This is a genomic window from Pseudanabaena sp. PCC 6802, from assembly GCF_000332175.1.
Taxonomy (GTDB): Bacteria; Cyanobacteriota; Cyanobacteriia; order Pseudanabaenales; family Pseudanabaenaceae; genus PCC-6802.
In genome coordinates this window covers 1,517,748-1,536,140 of record NZ_KB235914.1, presented here as the reverse complement: position 1 = coordinate 1,536,140, position 18,393 = coordinate 1,517,748, and the positions used below count along the sequence as shown (strand labels likewise).

The following is an 18,393-nucleotide window of genomic DNA, read 5'->3' as shown; positions in this document are numbered from 1 at the left end:
GGGCTGCGCCCCCACGCAGGGGTGGAACCCCTGCACCCCGTCCTAAGCCTATTGGCTATAGCTGCAGTAGACAGAATCTGTCATATCAAATTCGCGTTGATTAACCCTAATGTTGTCTGGCGACTAGAAGTCGCGGCTACACAAACAAAGTCTGCCTGCACAGACTCCAAGATAAAGAGAGTTAACAACCCAGGATTTGGTATTAATGCAGGGGAGTGCAGCCCTCACAAAGGGATAGAACCATGTCCTCAGACTGTTGGCTATAACTATAACTTGCTAACTAATATTGAGAATAATGTTGCAGAACTTCAAACTTGGAACAAAGTTTAATTTGCTCCTGGTGACGGTGTTTTTAATTGGTGTCTTAATTAGCGGAGCTGCTTTGGCAGCAATCTTGAATCGTAATGCTGAAAACCAAATTACGAGTAAGGCTCTCATTTTGATCCAGGCCATGAGTTCGGTGCGTAACTATACCCGCACCCAGATATATCCTCAACTCAAGGACAGGTTGATAACAGAGCCAGAGTTTTTGCCTCAAACGATACAAGCCTACTCAGCCCGAGAAGTGTTTGAGAATCTGCGTAACAATAAGGAATACAGCGATTTCTTTTACAAAGAAGCAACTTTAAACCCCACAAACCTGCGAGATCTGGCTGATGACTATGAAAAAGTTATAGTCGAGCGCTTTAGGAGCGATCGCAATCTCAAAGAGTTGACAGGCTTTCGTTCTTCCCCTGGCATAGATCTATACTACATTGCCCGTCCGATCGTTATTCCAGAACAGAGTTGCCTGGAGTGTCACAGCACGCCGGAGGCCGCCCCTAAGAGCCTGATCGCAACCTATGGCAGAAACCGTGGGTTTGGCTGGCAGTTAAACGAGATTGTGGGAGCGCAAATCATTTCCGTTCCTGCTAGTGAGGTAGTTAACGCCAGCAGGCAATCGCTACTGCTGGTGATGGCGGCAGTTGGTGGAGTTTTTGCAGTTACCATCCTGCTGATTAACATTATGTTGCGCCAGGCAGTGGTTAAACCACTGAACCGCATGGCTAGGGTTGCCCATGATGTCAGTATAGGTAATTTGGGATCGGAGTTCCAGCAAACATCCCACGATGAAATTGGCGTACTGGCAGCAGCATTCAATCGCATGAAGCTGAGCTTGTCTATGGCGATGGAGATGCTGAATAAACAGAAGTAATTAATGCAGTCGAAATTACACCGAGGGTGTATCTTACATTAATACTGAAGTTGACGCTGGGTTGGGAGACGGTTATGGGTGATTTGGAGCGGTTACCAGTTGCGATCGTTGGGGCATCGGGCTATGGAGGAGTTCAGCTTGTCAGACTGCTGTTAGAGCATCCTCTAGTTGAAATTGCTTACTTGGGCGGTAGTGGTAGCGTCGGTCAAACTTTTGCCGATCTATATCCGCACCTATCTCATAGAATCAGCTTACCAATTGAAGATTGCGAGCCGGAAGCGATCGCGCAGAGAGCTAAGGTGGTATTTTTATCGCTACCGAATGGCCTAGCAGCAAATCTTGCCCCAAGACTGCTGGCAAAAGGCTGCAAAGTCCTGGATCTTTCTGCTGACTATCGATTTAGAGATCTCAATACCTACGAAGCTTGGTATAAGGGAGAGCCGCGCCGCGATCGCGATCTAGCCAGCAAAGCCGTGTATGGGTTGCCGGAGCTATATCACAATCGCATTGCTGAAGCCGACCTTGTCGGTTGTCCCGGCTGCTACCCCACGGCTAGCTTATTGGCATTGCTACCTCTACTCAAGCAGGGGCTGATCGATCTCAACAGTATTATTATCGATGCCAAATCCGGTACTTCTGGTGGTGGCAGGCAGCCTCCTAAGACCAATTTGCTCTTAGCCGAAGCCGATAGTTCGTTAAGTGCCTATGGCATCACCAATCACCGCCATACGCCTGAAATCGAGCAAATTTGCTCTGAAGTCGCGGGGCATGAGGTGCTGGTGCAATTTACACCGCATTTAATTCCGATGGTGCGGGGTATTTTGGCAACGGTCTATGCTCGTATGCGCGATCCTGGGTTAACTAAAGACGATCTGCGCACGATATACAAGTCGTTTTATCGGTCTTCCAAATGGGTCAAGATCTCGCCTAATGGGGTTTACCCTCAAACTAAGTGGGCGTGCGGCACTAATCTTTGTTATATCGGCTTAGAAGTAGATCCGCGCACGGGGCGGGTAATTGTGGTATCGGCGATCGATAACCTGATGAAAGGGCAAGCTTCTCAAGCATTACAATGCCTGAATATTATGATGGGTTGGGAAGAAACGACGGGGTTACCCCAGCTAGCGTTTTATCCTTAAAAATTAGCTTTTAGCAGTCAGCCTTTTCAAACAATCAGCCGTCAGCTTTTTGACAGCCTATGACGGAGGATGTTGATAGCTAGCTAATAGCTAATAGCTAGTTAAATCTTTTAGTTATTGAGCTATGTCCAGTCGTTTAAAGGCACTTTTTTTCTACATATTGACCAGGTTGCTGCTAGCACCTTTGATGATAGGGCTAATTGCTTCCGTTGTATTCGGCTTAATGCGTGCCACGCCAGGCGATCCCATCGATGCAATTCTAGGGCCGCGCGCGCCGATCGCTGTTAAGGATGCTTTAAGAGAGCAAATTGGCTTATCCGGCCCATTGTGGCAGCAGTATTTTCGCTACATGAAGAGTTTATTGAAGTTTGACCTGGGTACGTCCCTCAGTACCAAGGGGCAATCCGTATGGGAAATTATTCAAAGTTTTTTTCCTGCCACGGCTGAGTTAGCAGTATATGCAATGGCGATCGCCCTGGCAATCGGTTTGAGTGTAGGTATTCTCGCTGCAACTAGACCTAATACTAAGTGGGATGTATTTGGGCGTTTGTTTGGCATCGTTACTTACTCTCTGCCTGTATTTTGGGTAGGCATGTTATTGCAGTTATTGCTGGCAGTGCAACTGCGCTGGGTTCCTTTTGGCACCCGCTTTCCTGTTACCCTAACCCCTCCAACCAACCTAACGGGATTTTATACGATCGATGCCTTGCTAGCTGGTAATGGTCAGCAGTTTTGGGTAAGCCTGCAATATCTAGCTTTACCAGCATTAACCCTAGGAATCGTGATTAGCGGGATCTTTGAACGCATAGTGCGTGTCAACCTTAAGCAAACACTGCAATCCGACTATGTAGAAGCAGCAAAAGCAAGAGGAATTACCGCGCGTAGCATCCTGTTTAACCACGCGCTTAAGAATGCTTTAATTCCCGTAATTACCATTCTGGGCTTAACCTTTGCAGCCATGTTAGGCGGGGCAGTTTTGACAGAGGTAACTTTTTCCTGGCCTGGTTTGGCAAATCGCTTATTTGAAGCTTTGACCGCCAGAGACTATCCCGTCGTTCAGGGAGTAGTGGTATTTTTTGCAATCATTGTGGTTGTTACCAGCATTATTGTTGATATTATCAACGCTTGGATCGATCCGCGTATTCGTTACTAGTGCTGCAGATCGTCAGTCCTACAGTAATTGAGGGCGTGGGGGCTGCGCCCCCAGAAGAGAGGGCAACCCTTCCCCCTTTTTAACACTTTTGTTTTTGTCTACTAGAAATGCTCAAGGTTGTTCTCGTTTACCCACAAATTCCCCCGAATACAGGAAATATTGCGCGTACCTGTGCTGCGACGAAAACACCACTACATTTGGTAGAGCCATTGGGTTTTGAGATCAGCGATCGCACGCTCAAACGTGCTGGCTTAGATTATTGGGAATACGTCGATCTGCATCGCCATGCCAGTCTGGCAGAATTAGCTCAAATTTCAGGCCGTTGGGTGTGCTTCTCTAAACAAGGCGACTACCATTTTCGCGAGTTTCAGTATCGGCAAGATGACTGCTTGCTATTTGGCAGCGAAACGAATGGATTACCCCCCGAAGTTTTGGCACGGCACCCCAGTGTTTATATCCCCATAGAACAGCCGATGGTTCGCAGCTTTAATCTGTCCGTCAGCGTAGCGATTGGCTTATTTGAGGCTCGTCGTCAATTAATGCCATAGCTCCACTCATTCCGAAGGTAAAAATATTTATGCTTGATTAGAGGAAAAATTAAGAAAATATGTAAATATTTTTTTACTTAGTAACAATAATTTTTTTTGCTCGACATTATACCTAGCATTTTGAACTAAACACGCGATAAAGCGAGAGAAACAGAGTATATTACCTCAAAGTCTGGTTCGTAGGATTATGGCCTTCCTAATTTTGTTATACGAGCCTAGAAACCCAAAAAGCCTAATTACAGAACGTTGCAGATAATTAATTTTTATTTATTTTCATAAAAGTGCACTTCATTTACCGAAATGGGAACGCTAAGATTCCAGGGTTTTAAAAGTTTATTTCCTGTAATTCCATGTTGACAATGAATAAGTATTTATGCTCCGAGACCTTCATGCGAGTGTCATGCACAAATTGCTGTTTATTTCTGTTCACCATGAACTTGTCTGCCGGAAAAGATCGATGTACCTTAACACAGGGTAACGTAAATCTTTGAAGCTCCTCCTGAATTCATAAGAATTCATTAACTTTTGTTGGAGGTAAATGTACACAGAACCTGCGTCGCAAACAAATTCGGGCGCAGCTAGTTTAAGGAGGCTACTTTTGAAAGGAATATCTTCTAAGGAGCAAGATTGCACGGAAGTGCCCACAACGATACTAAATACTTCAGAATCTTCTCTGAAAGTACGTAAGTCGTTTGCACTATTAGGTCTAGCTCTTTCTGTTGGTACGGTGGGGGCATTAGTTAACCAACAGCACTCTAAAGCTTTGCGCGTGACACCAGTTGCTCAGTCACCTCAAACTCTTGCTGATGTTCTATCGCAGAACAAGGAGCGCAAATATGAAATGGCTCGTGCTGCAATTGCAGCGGGCACTTGGGACAAGCATACGGGTGTAGTAGTGCATGAGGTGCGCGAAGATGAAACCCTATATAAACTGACTCAGGTATATCAGGTAGATGCGGCGGCGATCGCTACATCTAATGGCATCAGTGCTGCCACACCTTTGCAGCCCGGTGCTAAGCTGGTTATTCCTCCTGTGAGTGGCATCATCCATAAGGTGAAATCGGGGGATACGCTGGATTCGATTGCCAAGTTTTACAAAGTGCCTAAGAGCGACATCATCAAATATACGGATTTGAAGTCGCCTGAGTTAATTGCTGTCGATCAGCCTCTAGTGATCCCAGGTAATGTTGCGAGCCTGATGAAAGTACGCGAGGATGATGCCAAACTGAAGCTAACTGCAGAGCGCGATCGCTTGCGCCAAAAACTGCAAGAGGTGGAAGGCAAGCCTGTTTTAGTCAGTCATTCTTCGTCTTCGCTCAAAAAGCAACCACAGTTCGTTACCTATAAGGTTCTTAGCGGCGATACAATCGAAACAATTGCGAGAAAGCATGGCGTTTCTCAAACTTTAATCGCACAGCACAACAAGCTAGATAACCCAAATTGGTTAGAACTAGGGCGCGAGTTGAGAATACCATCCGGGAAAGATACTGCATCGATGCAGATGGTTGCTTACAACAGCCAAAAGCCCATGAAGGTCGTATTCTCGAATACAGGTAGCACGAACGTAAAGCCTGCTATTTCTGAGAACACCACTCCTAATATTAAAGCTGGTAAGGTAGGAAGTAAGTTAGGGCAGGTTGAAGCTCGCCAGCCCGATCCCGAGCGGACTGAAGTTGTAGCAATGCAGGTAAAAGCAGCTACACCCATGATTCTTCCGGCGAAAAATTCAACAGCAACAACTCCATCGCCTGCAAGCCAGCCTATTCAAATGCAAGCTACTCTGCCATCAACTTTGGATGGTTTAATGCAGCTAGCTGGGAGCAGTTTGCCCAAGAATATGCCTAGCCAGGCTCCTTTAGAACAGATCGCCGCTGCTAGACATTCTCTTGAAGCGACTCCGATTTTGCCTGTGGAAACAGAGTCAACTTTAAAGATGGCAGCATCGCTGTTTCCATTTACACCTGATAAGTTGATAGAACAACAAGCAAGTGCGGTTGCTACTAAGGTTATCCCTTCTGTACAGCCAGCCCAAGAGCCATCAATTCGACCTGCTAAGTCGATCGCGCACGCTCTTAAATCGGATAAACCCAAAATCAAATCTAGATCTGCAGGAGCGATCGCAGAGCGCACCAGCGATCGGGAGTCTTTCTCCCTCGATTTCCCAGATCTCCTCGATCTCACCGTGTTGCAGCCCGCAACGGAGATGCCTGTAAAGGTCTCTAAATCAACAATCGAACCTTCAACTTCGTTGCTGAAAAAAATTGAACTCCCTGTAGAGTCAAACACCAGGTTAGGGGTTGTTAACCAGTCAGCTCGTCGAGTTGTTAGTTCCACACTAACACAGCCAGTCGTTGAGCCATCATCAGTCGATGTCACTAAGCTTGCGGTTTTGAATTCGATTCAATCGCCTGAGGTTGTCGAGCGACAGCTTGCCAAGCAAAATCCAGTGGAATCGGTTACAGAACAACCAGCCCAAGATCCTTCGGTTAGCTTACCCAAGTTACCCAAACAGGCAATACCTGCTTCTATTCCCTCCGCAGGACTTGTCGAGCAAAAGATTGCTGCGCGGGACTTGCCCATGGAAGCCATGCCCGTTCAGCCCGTAGCTGAGCCATCCGTAAAGTTGCGAAAAGGTTCTGTATCTTTTAAGGTACCAACGGAGCCAGCTAAAGCAATCGAGCAGAGCAGCCCTACGGTAACAAAGCCTACCGATTTAGCTTTGCTACCAGAGTCCGAAGCTCGCATGACTTCAATGGAAATGCGCCGCTTGGAACTCGAAATCGACCAGCTCAATGACAAAGTAAAACAGGCTGAAGCTGAAGCCGCTGCCCGTCGCGCTGAAGCTGCCCGCCAAGCTGAAGTTGCCCGTCGCACCGAGGAGCTAAGGCGTGCCGAAGAACTGAGACGTGCTGAAACTGCCAAAGTTGCTGCAGCCAACATCAGCCCATCCAGTTTTGACAGTACCCGAGAAGCGATCGCTAATACAGGTAAAGCTTCACCTCTAGCACCAGAACTGCCCGAGCTTGTAGCTAAAGCCTACTTGCCCGACACCTCAGGTTATGGCATTTCCACAGGCTTCATATGGCCTGCGCAAGGGACTCTGACATCTGGTTTTGGCTGGCGCTGGGGTCGGGTTCACCAGGGTATTGATATTGCAGGCCCGATTGGCACTCCTATCCTGGCAGCAGCGGCTGGTACAGTCGAGTATGCAGCTTGGAATGATGGTGGCTATGGCTACATGATCGACATTCGTCATGACGACGGCACGATCACCCGTTACGCTCACCTCAATGCCATTCTGGTCAAAGAAGGTCAGTCAGTGAATCAGTCTCAGTTAATTGCTGAAATGGGTAGTACTGGATTTAGCACTGGTCCTCACCTGCACTTTGAAATCAGACCACAAGGCGGCAGAGCAGTCGATCCAATGGCTTTCTTCGCTAGAAGATAGATCTTTATAACGCGCAACTAACCTGAAAATCACCGATCGAAGGAGCGGGCATACTGCCCGCTCCTTCGATTTTATAGCTATAGCCAATAGGCTCATGACGGGGTGCAAGGTGGCGCAGCCCCCACACCCCCTGTAATAACCGATCTGTCGTACGACTATAGGAATTAGGAATTACGAGAAACCTGGTATTTTGAAATATCGAACTCGCATTATTAGGCATAATGTAGGCATAGCAAATTTCTGGCGTAGATGTAATGACTGCCGATTTAGATAACTTAAAATCCCAACTGCAATCCCTTGCTGACAATGCAGAGCAAGCTGTAACTGAAGTGCAAACTGCCGAACAACTAGAGCAGGTTAGAGTGGAGTATCTGGGCAAGAAAGGAGTGCTGTCGCAGATCCTAGGGGCAATGGGGAAGCTGTCTGCGGACGAACGCCCGCAAGTGGGCGCGATCGCCAACCAAATTAAGCAGTCGCTCCAAACCCAACTTGAAGACCGCAAAATAGTTTTGCAGAAAGCAGAAATTAATCGACGGTTGGAAGCAGAAACCATTGATGTGACAATGCCTGGCGTAATTCGCGCCCCCCAAGGTAGAGTACATCCAATTCAAGGGACGATCGATCGGGTTTTAGATATCCTGGTTGGTTTAGGTTTCACAGTGGCGCAAGGGCCAGAAATTGAAACTGACTACTATAACTTTGAAGCCCTGAATACACCCGCCGACCATCCTGCCCGCGATATGCAGGATACTCTCTACCTGAGCGATGGCAAGCTATTGCGCACGCAAACATCTTCGGTACAGATTCGCTACATGGAGGCAAACGAGCCACCATTGCGCATTGTTTGCCCTGGGCGCGTCTATCGTAAAGATGACATCGATGCCACCCACTCGCCCGTGTTTCACCAGATAGAGTTACTGGCTGTGGAGGAAGGGTTGACATTTGGCGATCTCAAGGGCACGGTTACGACATTTGTGGAAGAGTTGTTTGGCGAACGAGAAGTGCGGTTCCGCCCCAGTTATTTCCCATTTACAGAACCCTCCGCTGAGGTAGACGTACAGTGGAACGGTCGCTGGCTGGAGTTAGGTGGCTGTGGCATGGTCGATCCCAACGTATTCAAAGCAGTTGGCTACGATCCTGAAACCATTACCGGATTTGCTTGGGGATTTGGGATCGAGCGCATTGCTATGGTGATGCACCAGATCGACGATATTCGCCGCTTTTTCAGCAGCGATCTGCGCTTTTTACAACAATTTTAACTAATGGGCTTAGGACGGAATGCAGGGGTGGAACGCGGCAGTGGCTCCGGGTCCACTTCAATAGACCTCTTGCAAATTAGCCAACTGAGGAGCCTTGAGAGCGTTCAAAATTGTAGAGACCAGCAATTAGATTGCAACGCAAACCAAAGCGGTGACGACGATTGCGATAGCGTCCAGATAAGATGCGGAAGATCTTCAAGCGGCGATTAACATGCTCAATGCCAACCCGTTGGCGCGCAAGTTGGCGGTTGAACGCTTTCTGCTCGGGCGTAAGCTGACCACTGAAGTGGCCCCAATCGCCTGAACAACTTTGAGGGATCTCTAAGCTCTGAGAAATTGAGATCTCTAATTTCCTCATCAAGTGGTTTTAGGAAATGATTCTCCAGTGGAGACACTACCTGAAAGCCTTTCCCAGTAAACAAGTTCTGGGGTGCGATAATTCAATGCTTGATGCGGACGCTCTTGATTATACCAATTAAACCATTTTCGTACTTCCTTATTCAAATGAATACCATCTTCGAAAGCGATTAAGTAAATCAACTCGTATTTCAGCGATCGCCACAACCGTTCGATGAAAATGTTGTCGTAAAACCGTCCACGCCCATCCATGCTGATTTGCACTCCAGAGGCTTTCAGACATCCTGTAAAGGCATTTGCGGTAAACTGACTGCCTCGATCCGAGTTAAAAATCTCAGGACTGCCATACTGAGCAATTGCCTCCTGCAAGGCTTCAATGCAAAACCTTACTTCTAAGGTGTTTGAAATCCGCCAAGACAAGACTTTCCGACTGTACCAGTCCATCATTGCCACGAGATAGAAATGCCCTTTCAGTACTGGCAAATAGGTGATATCAGTACACCAGACCTGATTGGCGTCGGTAATAGCTAATCCACGCAGCAGATAGGGATATACCTGATGCTCTGGATGTGCCTGGCTTAAACGGGGCTTGGGATAAATCGCTGCTATCCCCAACTGACGCATCAACCGTTGTACCCGTTTGCGATTCACCTCATGACCTTGTTGGCGCAGCACTACGGTCATGCGACGACTACCATAAAATGGTGTTTCTAAGTATTGCTGGTCAATCAGCTTTAACAATCTCAACTCTTCCTCTGTGGGTGCTTGCGGTTGATAGTAGAAGCTGGAACGAGCAATCCCTAGCAATTGGCATTGCCGCACCATACTCAGTTCACAATGGTCAGACACTACCAGGGCTTTGCGTTCTTCAACCCCAACTGTGCTGACCTGTTGGCTAAAAAATCCCGTTCTACCTTCAACTGTCCGATCTGACGATATAACTCGTCAATCTCGGCTTGTTGGCTCTCATCAGCTTTATGCGCCCCACTACTTTTCTCAAACAGGCTAATGGCTTCATCCAGCAACTGTCGTTTCCAGTTGTTAATCAGCGTTGCATGAACTTCATACTGACTTACCAATTCCGAGATGGTCTTCTCGCCCCGAATCGCTTCCAGGGCAACTTTCGCTTTGAATTGCGGATTGTACTGCTTGCGTTTGTTACTCATGAACTACTCCTATCATTATTTTGTGTGGTTCAGAGCTTAACCCCCTGTCCAGTTTTTGGGGTCCACCTCACACCTTTCGGTTTCTTGTGGGGTAAGCGGCAGTAGAGATGCAGTTTCTGGATGCCTTGATAACCCTTGTCCTGCAAACTCTCGGTTTGAGGATGGAAATGGATGCCAGAAGCTTTGAACAGCTTGAAATCATGCCGTCGCCCCTTGCCGAAAAACGTACAGATAATCTGCCCAGTAAGAGCGTCAATTATGAGTTGACATTTGAGCGTGTGCCCTTTCTGTTTGCCGCTATAAAAGGCACGTTGGTGCCGCTTAGGACGCTCAATGCGAGTTTCAGTCACATCAACGATCGCGACTGTAGGTATCCCAAAGCCCCGCACCAACTGGCGCTTCCCAGGTAGTCGAAAGCGACGTGAGCGGATTAAAGTCTCCTCTACCCAATGCACTATTCGACAAACTGTAGACTCGCTGATGCCCCAACTAGTGGCGATGTGAAAGTAGGTGCGATATTCCCGCCAATACTCGAAGGCAACCAATATGCGGTCTTCTAGTCCGAGTTTAGGCTTGGCTCCAGGTGTTGGCGTTGCTCGCCACTCTGGTTTAAGCACTTTCACAATTGCTTTGAACGTATTAGTCTCGATACCAAATCGACGCTTAAAGTGTGCAGCAGGTAGGGTTTGCGCTATTATATAGTTCATCATCAGGACGCTTTTTCGTTATTGCTATGTCCTGATATTTTCCTATCTTGGGGTTCTTTGGCAACTCAACCTCAACCTAATCTGCAAGAGGTCTAATGCAAACCTATAGTCAGGTAAAGAACAAAACTCCTATAAACAATAAAATCCCCAATAGCTTTAAAAACGAAGCTGAGGCTTTGAAAGGTGGGTGCAAAATACTCAAGCTAAAAAATAATGCGCTGACAAACTGTGTGATTGAAGAGCGAGAACATGAAGGAGTATACACGCAAAGAGCTTTTTATAAACGTTCAGTGATACTAAACATCTACGATCGCAACGGTCTCGGCGAATTTCACAAAGTGACAGAATTTGTAATTCCATCGTGGTATGGTCGTGCGAGGATTTCTTTCGAAGATTTAATTGGAGATGGAAGGGTGTTTTTGATAATTAACGATCTTGAAGGAGCCAAGGGTACTGGCATCAGTCAAGATCTTCTTACTATTTTCGGCTGGCACAATGGTAGATTTGTTCCCATCCTTATTGAGACCACGAGATATGTCGAAGCTTTTTCTGCAGGGAATCACACGCATGAATTGAAGGCAAATTATCAATTTGTTGGTAGGGGTAATGCGAACAAACTTGCTATCTTACTCGACTATACATATGAACTAAATGCTCCAAAACAGAAACTAACAAGAAAGCTGGAATGGCAAAATGAATTAAGATGGAACGAACAAAATTTCTCCTTTTATAATGAGGAATTAGAGAAAAGAAGATTACAGATCCCAAAAAATCAAATAGAAAGCTCTATCTCTGAGGTTAGACTAAATCTAATAAAGTCAATGCCGACTGACTTAGCCCCTGATTCTCTATGGAAAACTGATATCACCAAACTATACACAAAATGGAGGCGCGGGTAAATGCAAAGAATATGATAGCCCTGCATTGCGAGGTGGAGTCAATCGATAACGATCCCGGCTATTGAAGCGAGCACCCTCGAAATCGCATTTTTTGTCAGCCGCGATCGCTCCATCCCATCAACAAAACGATCGCCCTTTTAATTCTCTCCCAACTAGCGATCTGTTGCTAGTAAAATTACATGGCGATCGCGCCGTTAATTCTCACTTAGCTTGCGATCGCCCTATCCCATCAACAAAGCGATCGCGCCATTGATTCTCTGTCAACCAGCGATCTGTTGCCAGTTAAAAATCACAAAGCGATCGCGATTTTAATTCCCTATCAACCAGCAATCTGTTGCCAGTTAAAAACAGCGAAGCGATCGCCCTTTTAATTCTCATTCAGCTTGCGATACGTTATTAGTTAAAACACAGAGCGATCGCGCCATCAATTCCCTATCAACCAGCGATCTCTTAACTAAGGGGATTTAGACATTTTTGGACAAGGAAGAAGGCTCAAACCTATAAAAAAGAGGTGGTGACGATCCACCTCTTTTTCTATCTAAGCTGCAAAGCTACTTGACAGTGCGCTTACCTGACTAAGCAACGATTACGAGTTGATTAATCGCAAAGGCATTACCAAACTGAGGATTAATCTGGGCCACCTGCGTGTAGACCGTACCAGTGCCACCACCATCAACGTCATAGTAGAGACCGCCGCCTACGGTGTCGTAGTAAAACGCTGAGGTGCCAATCGTTGCAGCATTGATCGTAGAGTTCGATCCTTCCACACCACCTGCTCCAAGAAAGGCTTGGAACTGTGCAGGCGCTGCGCCAGAAGCAGTCTGTCCGGCGATCAGCGAACCGCCAAAGCCCGCTGCACTAATTAAGATGTTGTCAAATTCGGTCACGGGTTTGTAGTCCGTAATCGTATCGATGATGCCAGGTTGGAAGATATCGAGGACGAAGTTGTCCGAACCAGATCCACCAGTCAACGTATCAAAACCTTGACCGCCGATGAGGGTATCGCCAACTCCAGAAGCTGTATTATTGCGATCGCCTGACAAAGGATCGAGGGAACTGTCGCCACCATTGATGCTGTCATTGCCAGCACTGCCAAACATAAAGTCGTCGCCTTCATTACCAGCTAGCGTGTCGTCGTTGACAGTCGTGACTAGCTGAATGCCAGCGGCGGTAGTGGCAGCGGCAGGGTCATCCGTAAAGGAATCTGCCACAGGACTGCCCACCAGGCTCTTACCTCTGATATTGCCCCCAGGTTGACCGTTGCCAACCGTAAAGACAGATGTATCGCCAGAGTTGACCGTGTCATTGGTAGTGATGAAACTGCCGTTGATGGCGAATAACTGCGCGCCAGGAGCCAATAGTGCATCTCTGCTCGCACCCACAACCGTAATCGTTTGGTTGGCAGGCGTGCCATCGCTAGCCGTGCCGGCAATGGTAATTACCGCTGCCCCAGCTGAGTTGGTAGTGATGCTAACCGTAGCATTGCGGTCTAGTTGGGAAATGGAAATTGTGTCGCCGGTAGAGAAGTCGAAGATGGTGTCAGAACCACCGAAGCCACCTCTACTTCTGACTACTTGTTCCGCGCCCGTAAACGCAACCAGATCTTGCGGTACAGCGGTGAAGAATTGGAACTGGTCGTTGCCAGTCCCACCAAACATATCGTTGCTGCCCGCGCCGCCTATTAGGGTGTCGTTGCCATCCGCACCCAACATGCGATCGCTACCGTTACCAGCAATTACCACATCATCGCCAATGTCACCGTTCATGGTGTTGGAGTTGGCGACACTACCGTAGATCGTGTCATTACCTTGACCGCCAAACAGGGTGTTACCACCATTGGTAGAAGCGATCAGCAAATCTTCGCCTCTGTTACCGCCGAGGCTGTCAGCACTGAAGCCAAAACGAGCGCCTACCAGGGTGTCAGCCCCTTGACCGCCAAAAAGGCTGTCGTTGCCACCTGCGGTTTGAGTTAAGCTATCTGCAAACAAAAGGTCGTTGTCCGCATTGCCATTGAGCGTATCTCTGCCGCTGTTGCCGATCAGAGTGTCATTGCCTCTGGCACCTCTAGCGTTATCGCCTTCGGTAGTTGCTAAATAACTGTCGTTAGCGTCGGTTCCTATAAAAATTGCCATTTTAGTTGCCCTTCCTCTCAATTTTTGAGTTCACAAGTTCTGCCTGGTCTTCTATTTCGCACTTTATCCATTCGCACATTACCTACTAAGACGACAATTCCGTTGCGTTGTTGCCGCCAGGAGATATTTGTACGGGTACCTGTAAGCGTACCTAGAACATGTTTTTAAACTGAGAACTTACCACCTTGCATTGTCAAGATAACATAACCTTAACCTTTAAATGTTGCAGGTTTCAGCAGTTTACAGATCCAAGTTACGATCGCTTATAATCCCCTACCCCAAAGCGTTCAGGTCTTCCAATCGCTTAAATCTAATTCTAAGAATTTAGCCAGGGTATCGACTTCGCGATCGTATAGTCGCAGTAGATAATTTCTATCTCGTTGAGACATGGGTTGATAGTTACCGCTTAAGACTCGCTCTGGCTCGGGAGGGATGATATTACTGTCAACATTGAGAAATTGATAGACGCGCTTCAGGGTTTGGTGGTGGTGTTTCTGGAGGTCTTCGTTGAGGAGTACGAGCATTTGCTCTCTGGGAAAATAGCGTAGCAAGTGGTGGATTTGTCGCGCATAAAAGCCGCGATCGCTATAGGAATGGGTTCTTAACCCCGATCGCTCTGGCTTGTCATATTTCTCTGCGATCTTAGCGATGCGCAACCGCAATGCTTCAAAGCGGATTGCTAAAGGAAAAGGCAGCCACTCCCAACCTCTAGCTCGTTCCATTTGGTAGTGAGAGTAGGCGCGTTCTACGGGATGGCGCAGCAGAACGATCAGCTTCATGTTGGGATTGTAGGCTTTAATGCGATCGGCAATCCAGGGGAAATACATGTAGATGGGAGTTGCTTCGCCGACGGCAGGTTGGTTGGTGTAGTTGGGGAAGAAGCTGTGGTAGCGATCCGTGGGGGTTGGGGGTTGGGGGTTGGGGATATCGCAAATATCGGGGATATCGGAAGGATCGGAGGGGTTAAGCATTTGCGCGGAATGCCTGGGCTTGGTACCAAGATTATTGCGCAAATGCTTAACTGGGGGCAGGAGATGAGGTGGAACGCCCAGCCAGGTAGGGTGAGTGGTTTGATAGTTTTGGTCGTAGTCGAAGAAGTGAACCTCTTTGGCGGGGGCTATACAAATCTGGGGGTGGTTTGATAGAAACTGAGCTAATGCGGTCGTCCCTCCTTTTTGGGTGCCGACGATGAGAAAATTGACGAGCATGGCTTGTTAGGTTAGGTAGATCTGGGAAAGTAGAGCAGAGATATGGACGACGCTGATGCACAGTTTAATATAGCTAATTCACTGGTTGCTCGTGGCAAGCTGAATGAGGCAGTTGCGAGCTATCAGAGGGCGATCGCTCTGAATCCTCAACATGCCAATGCTTATTTTAATTTGGGCGTGACTTTTCGCAAACTGAGCCAACTCGAAGCAGCAGTGCAAAGTTACCGACGTGGTTTGGCAATTGACCGAGACTCTGCGCTGGCTCATTATGGGTTGGGTAACGTGCTGCGGGAATTGGGGCAGCTAGACGCAGCGATCGCTGCCTACGAGCAGGCAGTTAACTTGGAACCCCAAAAGGTGGAATTTCTATTTATGCTGGCTAGCAGTCTCGCGCAACAGGGCAACTTTGAGAAGGCAATCCAAACCTACAACATAGTACTGCAATTGCGTCCTGACGATCCAAACGCCTATTTCGATTTGGGGTGCATCTTCCGCGATCTGGGCAATTTAGAAGCATCTGCGACCAGCTACCAACGCGTCCTGGAGCTAGACTCCCATGATGCCCAAGCTAGTTTTAACTTAGGTAATGTCCTGACACAACAAGGTGAATACGAGCGCGCGGTGACGGCTTACCAGGGCGCGATCGCTCTCGATCCTAAATATGCTAAAGCTCATGAGGGATTGGGGTTAGCGTATATGAAACTGCGCCAACACGAGCGCGCGATCACTACTTACCGCACAGCACTGAGATTAAATGCCCATCAAGCAGAGGTCTGGTGCAACCTCGGGGATGCCCTAGCGCAAAAAGGCGAGTATGAGGAGGCGATAAAATGTTTGCAAACATCGATCGAGCTAAAGCCAGAATTTGCCGGTGCTTATTGCAACTTAGCGAATACCTCGTTTCTGACTGGCAATCTTAAAAAAGCTTTGGAGTATTGTCATAAAGCTCTGGCGCTGAATCCAGAATTCCCAGAGGCGCACAATAACCTCGGGTTGATTCTCTACGTACAGAATCAGGTGGAGAATGCGATCGCCTGCTATGACAAAGCTATCGCAATTAATCCAAATCATGTCAATGCCCGCTGGAATAAGGCATTAGCTTTGTTAAAATTGGGCGATTTCGAACGAGGATGGGTGGAATACGAATATCGTTGGGAGAGCGACTTTATGTCGCCACCTGGTTTTACCCAACCGCTTTGGGATGGCTCGTCTTTGGTGGGTAAGACAATTTTGCTCGTAGCGGAGCAGGGCTTTGGTGACATGATTCAATTCGTGCGCTACGTGCCATTGGTGGCTGCATGCGGTGGACGGATCGTCGTACAGTGTCCTGCCGCCCTCATGAAATTGTTTTCGACCTGCGATCGCATTGAGCAACTAGTAGAAACAAGCTCAGAGTTGCCAGCGTTTGATGTTTACGCGCACTTTATGAGCCTGCCAAGAATTCTCGGCACCACCTTAGCAACAGTTCCCAATCAAATCCCTTATCTTCAGGCACTTCCCAAGTCACATCCCGACGATTATCCTCATCTACAGATTTTCTACTCCGATCGCATCAAAGTAGGAATTACTTGGGCAAGTGGCTATAAGGATGAAACGATCGCTCTGCTTAAGGACTATAAAAAAAGATCGTGTCCCCTTGCTTATTTTGTCGAACTTTTGAGAGTGCCTGGAGTTAGCTTTTACAGCCTTCAGGTGGGAAAGGATGTGGCGGACTTGTACGACTATCTCAGCGACGAGCCTGACGCGCAAATTATTACCGACCTCAGCGATCGCATCGACGACTTTGCCGACACGGCGGCGATGATAGATCGACTAGATCTGGTGATTTCTGTGGACACATCTATAGTGCATCTAGCAGGCGCAATGGGTAAACCAACCTGGGTATTGCTTCCCTTTGCATCTGATTGGCGCTGGTTGCTAGAGCGCCAGGATAGTCCTTGGTATCCTCATACCATGCGCTTATTTCGCCAACCCCGCGCTGGAGATTGGCAAAGCGTATTTCGTGAGGTGCTGATCGCTCTAAGCGCATATCGTCAGCCATAGACTAAGGTGTCCTGGGTTCTTCGGGTGCTGGTGTGGGAGCTGCCTGCGGTGGCGGAGCCTCGGGTTGAACTGGTAGAGGCGGTGGTTCTAGAGGAGCCGGAGCTACCTCAGGTTGAACTGGCTGAGGTGGTGGTTCTGCCGCTTGTGGTGCGGCTGGTTCGGCGCGGCGCGGTACGGCTAGCGGGTCAGCTTGTGGCTCTGGATCAGAGCGACGAGTGGTGGTTTGCGGGGGCGGTTCGGGATCTCTTCTGGGAGCTTCGTACCGCGCTGGCGGTCTGTAGGGCTCAGGAGCAGTCTCTTGAGGAGTGTTACTAGCTTGTGGTGGATTATTGGCTGGAGCAGGTGCTGTCTTCTTCTTTCTACTGTAGGGGACTTTATCAGTTTCAGTTGTATTGGAGGAGATTGTATAGCGCGACTCGATCGCCGCTAAGCTCTCTAAACGACTATCAAAGCCATAGATCAACCTGCTCTTGGCGAATTTCTTTTCAACCGCTGCCACATCAAGGTCTTTGGGTTTTGAGACCGTGCCATCTGACTTAATTGTCAGCTCTTGCCCTTGTTTGAGGTTAATGGGCACGGAGCCACTATTAAGTTTGACTTCGACATTACCCTGTAAAGCCAGAATAACTCTATCTTTGGCGGCATCCTTCGGAATATCGATGAATACAGTTGTGTTTTTCAAGGAAACAATGCCAAAAGGAGTTTCGATCTGCGTGGGAGAGGAGCGATCGGGGGCTGACCAGGCAAGTAATTGCCCCTTATCAAGATTGACAGTATCTTTTTTAGCGATCTTCAACGATGATTCACCCTCAACGCGAACCAGGTCGCCGCTGAGCAGGTGAATTTGGACGCGCGCCGCCTCTTCGGTGCGAATGACCTCACCAGGTTTGACCGAGGTTCCGACCGTAGCAGATTGTTCGCTATCGGCATTAAGAAAACGAATCCATACCGGACGACTCTTAACTTCGGTAACTTTGGCAACCGAGTCTGTAGGGTTGACTTCGCTGCTAAACGGCTTAGCTGGGCTGTTAAAATTGCAAGCTGGCAGAACGGCTAAACTTGAACCTAAGCAAATTAAAGATACTAGCCGCCAGAGCTGCCGCGATCGCGCTTTCTGTATCTGAGTTTTGTGGATCACG

Annotated in this window: 13 protein-coding genes and 2 pseudogenes; 9 read left to right on the top strand and 6 right to left on the bottom strand. The window is 48.0% G+C overall.

Features of this window, described 5'->3' with window-relative positions:
- Positions 1 to 295 precede the first annotated feature (295 nt).
- The 6 genes from PSE6802_RS0112240 (at position 296) to pheS (ending at position 8,742) form a co-directional block, all read left to right on the top strand.
- On the top strand, positions 296 to 1,195 hold the full coding sequence (locus PSE6802_RS0112240) for a c-type heme family protein (protein ID WP_019500350.1): 900 nt from the start codon (positions 296 to 298) through the stop codon (positions 1,193 to 1,195).
- A gap of 74 nt (positions 1,196 to 1,269) precedes the next feature.
- Positions 1,270 to 2,334, top strand: a complete 1,065-nt coding sequence (gene argC, locus PSE6802_RS0112235; protein ID WP_019500349.1) for an N-acetyl-gamma-glutamyl-phosphate reductase — start codon at positions 1,270 to 1,272, stop codon at positions 2,332 to 2,334.
- Positions 2,335 to 2,458: 124 nt separating this feature from the next.
- Positions 2,459 to 3,487 carry an ABC transporter permease gene (locus PSE6802_RS0112230; RefSeq protein WP_019500348.1) on the top strand — a complete coding sequence of 343 codons (1,029 nt, stop codon included), beginning with the start codon at positions 2,459 to 2,461 and terminating at the stop codon, positions 3,485 to 3,487.
- Between the two features lie 107 nt (positions 3,488 to 3,594).
- The gene (locus PSE6802_RS0112225) at positions 3,595 to 4,035 is read left to right on the top strand and encodes a tRNA (cytidine(34)-2'-O)-methyltransferase (RefSeq protein WP_019500347.1); all 441 of its coding nucleotides are present in this window, start codon (positions 3,595 to 3,597) and stop codon (positions 4,033 to 4,035) included.
- A gap of 598 nt (positions 4,036 to 4,633) precedes the next feature.
- Entirely contained in the window at positions 4,634 to 7,483 is a 2,850-nt protein-coding gene (locus PSE6802_RS31070; protein ID WP_162139222.1) for a peptidoglycan DD-metalloendopeptidase family protein, read from the top strand.
- Positions 7,484 to 7,737: 254 nt separating this feature from the next.
- Complete coding sequence (pheS, locus tag PSE6802_RS0112210) at positions 7,738 to 8,742, top strand: phenylalanine--tRNA ligase subunit alpha (RefSeq protein ID WP_019500344.1); 1,005 nt, start codon at positions 7,738 to 7,740, stop codon at positions 8,740 to 8,742.
- A 76-nt stretch (positions 8,743 to 8,818) separates the two neighbouring features.
- On the opposite strand, the pseudogene PSE6802_RS0112205 reads toward pheS, so the two are convergent.
- From PSE6802_RS0112205 to PSE6802_RS28780, 3 genes and pseudogenes are all read right to left on the bottom strand, one after another.
- Positions 8,819 to 9,001, bottom strand: a pseudogene (locus PSE6802_RS0112205) (transposase family protein); the annotation flags it as partial.
- A gap of 98 nt (positions 9,002 to 9,099) precedes the next feature.
- A protein-coding gene (locus tag PSE6802_RS28785) for an IS3 family transposase (RefSeq protein WP_156815385.1) occupies positions 9,100 to 10,265 on the bottom strand; the annotation gives its coding sequence in 2 pieces (ribosomal slippage) (positions 9,100 to 9,995 and positions 9,995 to 10,265; 1,167 coding nt in all).
- A 74-nt stretch (positions 10,266 to 10,339) separates the two neighbouring features.
- Positions 10,340 to 10,972, bottom strand: a pseudogene (locus PSE6802_RS28780) (transposase family protein); the annotation flags it as partial.
- A 95-nt stretch (positions 10,973 to 11,067) separates the two neighbouring features.
- Between PSE6802_RS28780 and PSE6802_RS0112185 the strand changes: the two are divergent.
- Positions 11,068 to 11,871: a hypothetical protein gene (locus PSE6802_RS0112185; protein ID WP_019500341.1), complete on the top strand. Its 804-nt coding sequence runs from the start codon at positions 11,068 to 11,070 to the stop codon at positions 11,869 to 11,871.
- Between the two features lie 61 nt (positions 11,872 to 11,932).
- The gene (locus PSE6802_RS33410) at positions 11,933 to 12,124 is read left to right on the top strand and encodes a hypothetical protein (RefSeq protein WP_156815505.1); all 192 of its coding nucleotides are present in this window, start codon (positions 11,933 to 11,935) and stop codon (positions 12,122 to 12,124) included.
- 322 nt (positions 12,125 to 12,446) lie between these two features.
- Here PSE6802_RS33410 and PSE6802_RS0112180 read toward each other — a convergent pair whose 3' ends face one another.
- Positions 12,447 to 14,003 carry a calcium-binding protein gene (locus PSE6802_RS0112180; RefSeq protein WP_019500340.1) on the bottom strand — a complete coding sequence of 519 codons (1,557 nt, stop codon included), beginning with the start codon at positions 14,001 to 14,003 and terminating at the stop codon, positions 12,447 to 12,449.
- A gap of 287 nt (positions 14,004 to 14,290) precedes the next feature.
- Positions 14,291 to 15,211: a sulfotransferase domain-containing protein gene (locus tag PSE6802_RS0112175; protein WP_019500339.1), complete on the bottom strand. Its 921-nt coding sequence runs from the start codon at positions 15,209 to 15,211 to the stop codon at positions 14,291 to 14,293.
- Positions 15,212 to 15,253: 42 nt separating this feature from the next.
- On the opposite strand from PSE6802_RS0112175, the gene PSE6802_RS0112170 reads away from it, so the two are divergent.
- Positions 15,254 to 17,254: a tetratricopeptide repeat protein gene (locus PSE6802_RS0112170; protein WP_019500338.1), complete on the top strand. Its 2,001-nt coding sequence runs from the start codon at positions 15,254 to 15,256 to the stop codon at positions 17,252 to 17,254.
- Position 17,255: 1 nt separating this feature from the next.
- Here PSE6802_RS0112170 and PSE6802_RS0112165 read toward each other — a convergent pair whose 3' ends face one another.
- Positions 17,256 to 18,392 (bottom strand): FecR domain-containing protein, encoded by a 1,137-nt coding sequence (locus tag PSE6802_RS0112165; RefSeq protein ID WP_019500337.1) that lies wholly within the window; start codon positions 18,390 to 18,392, stop codon positions 17,256 to 17,258.
- Position 18,393 lies beyond the last annotated feature (1 nt).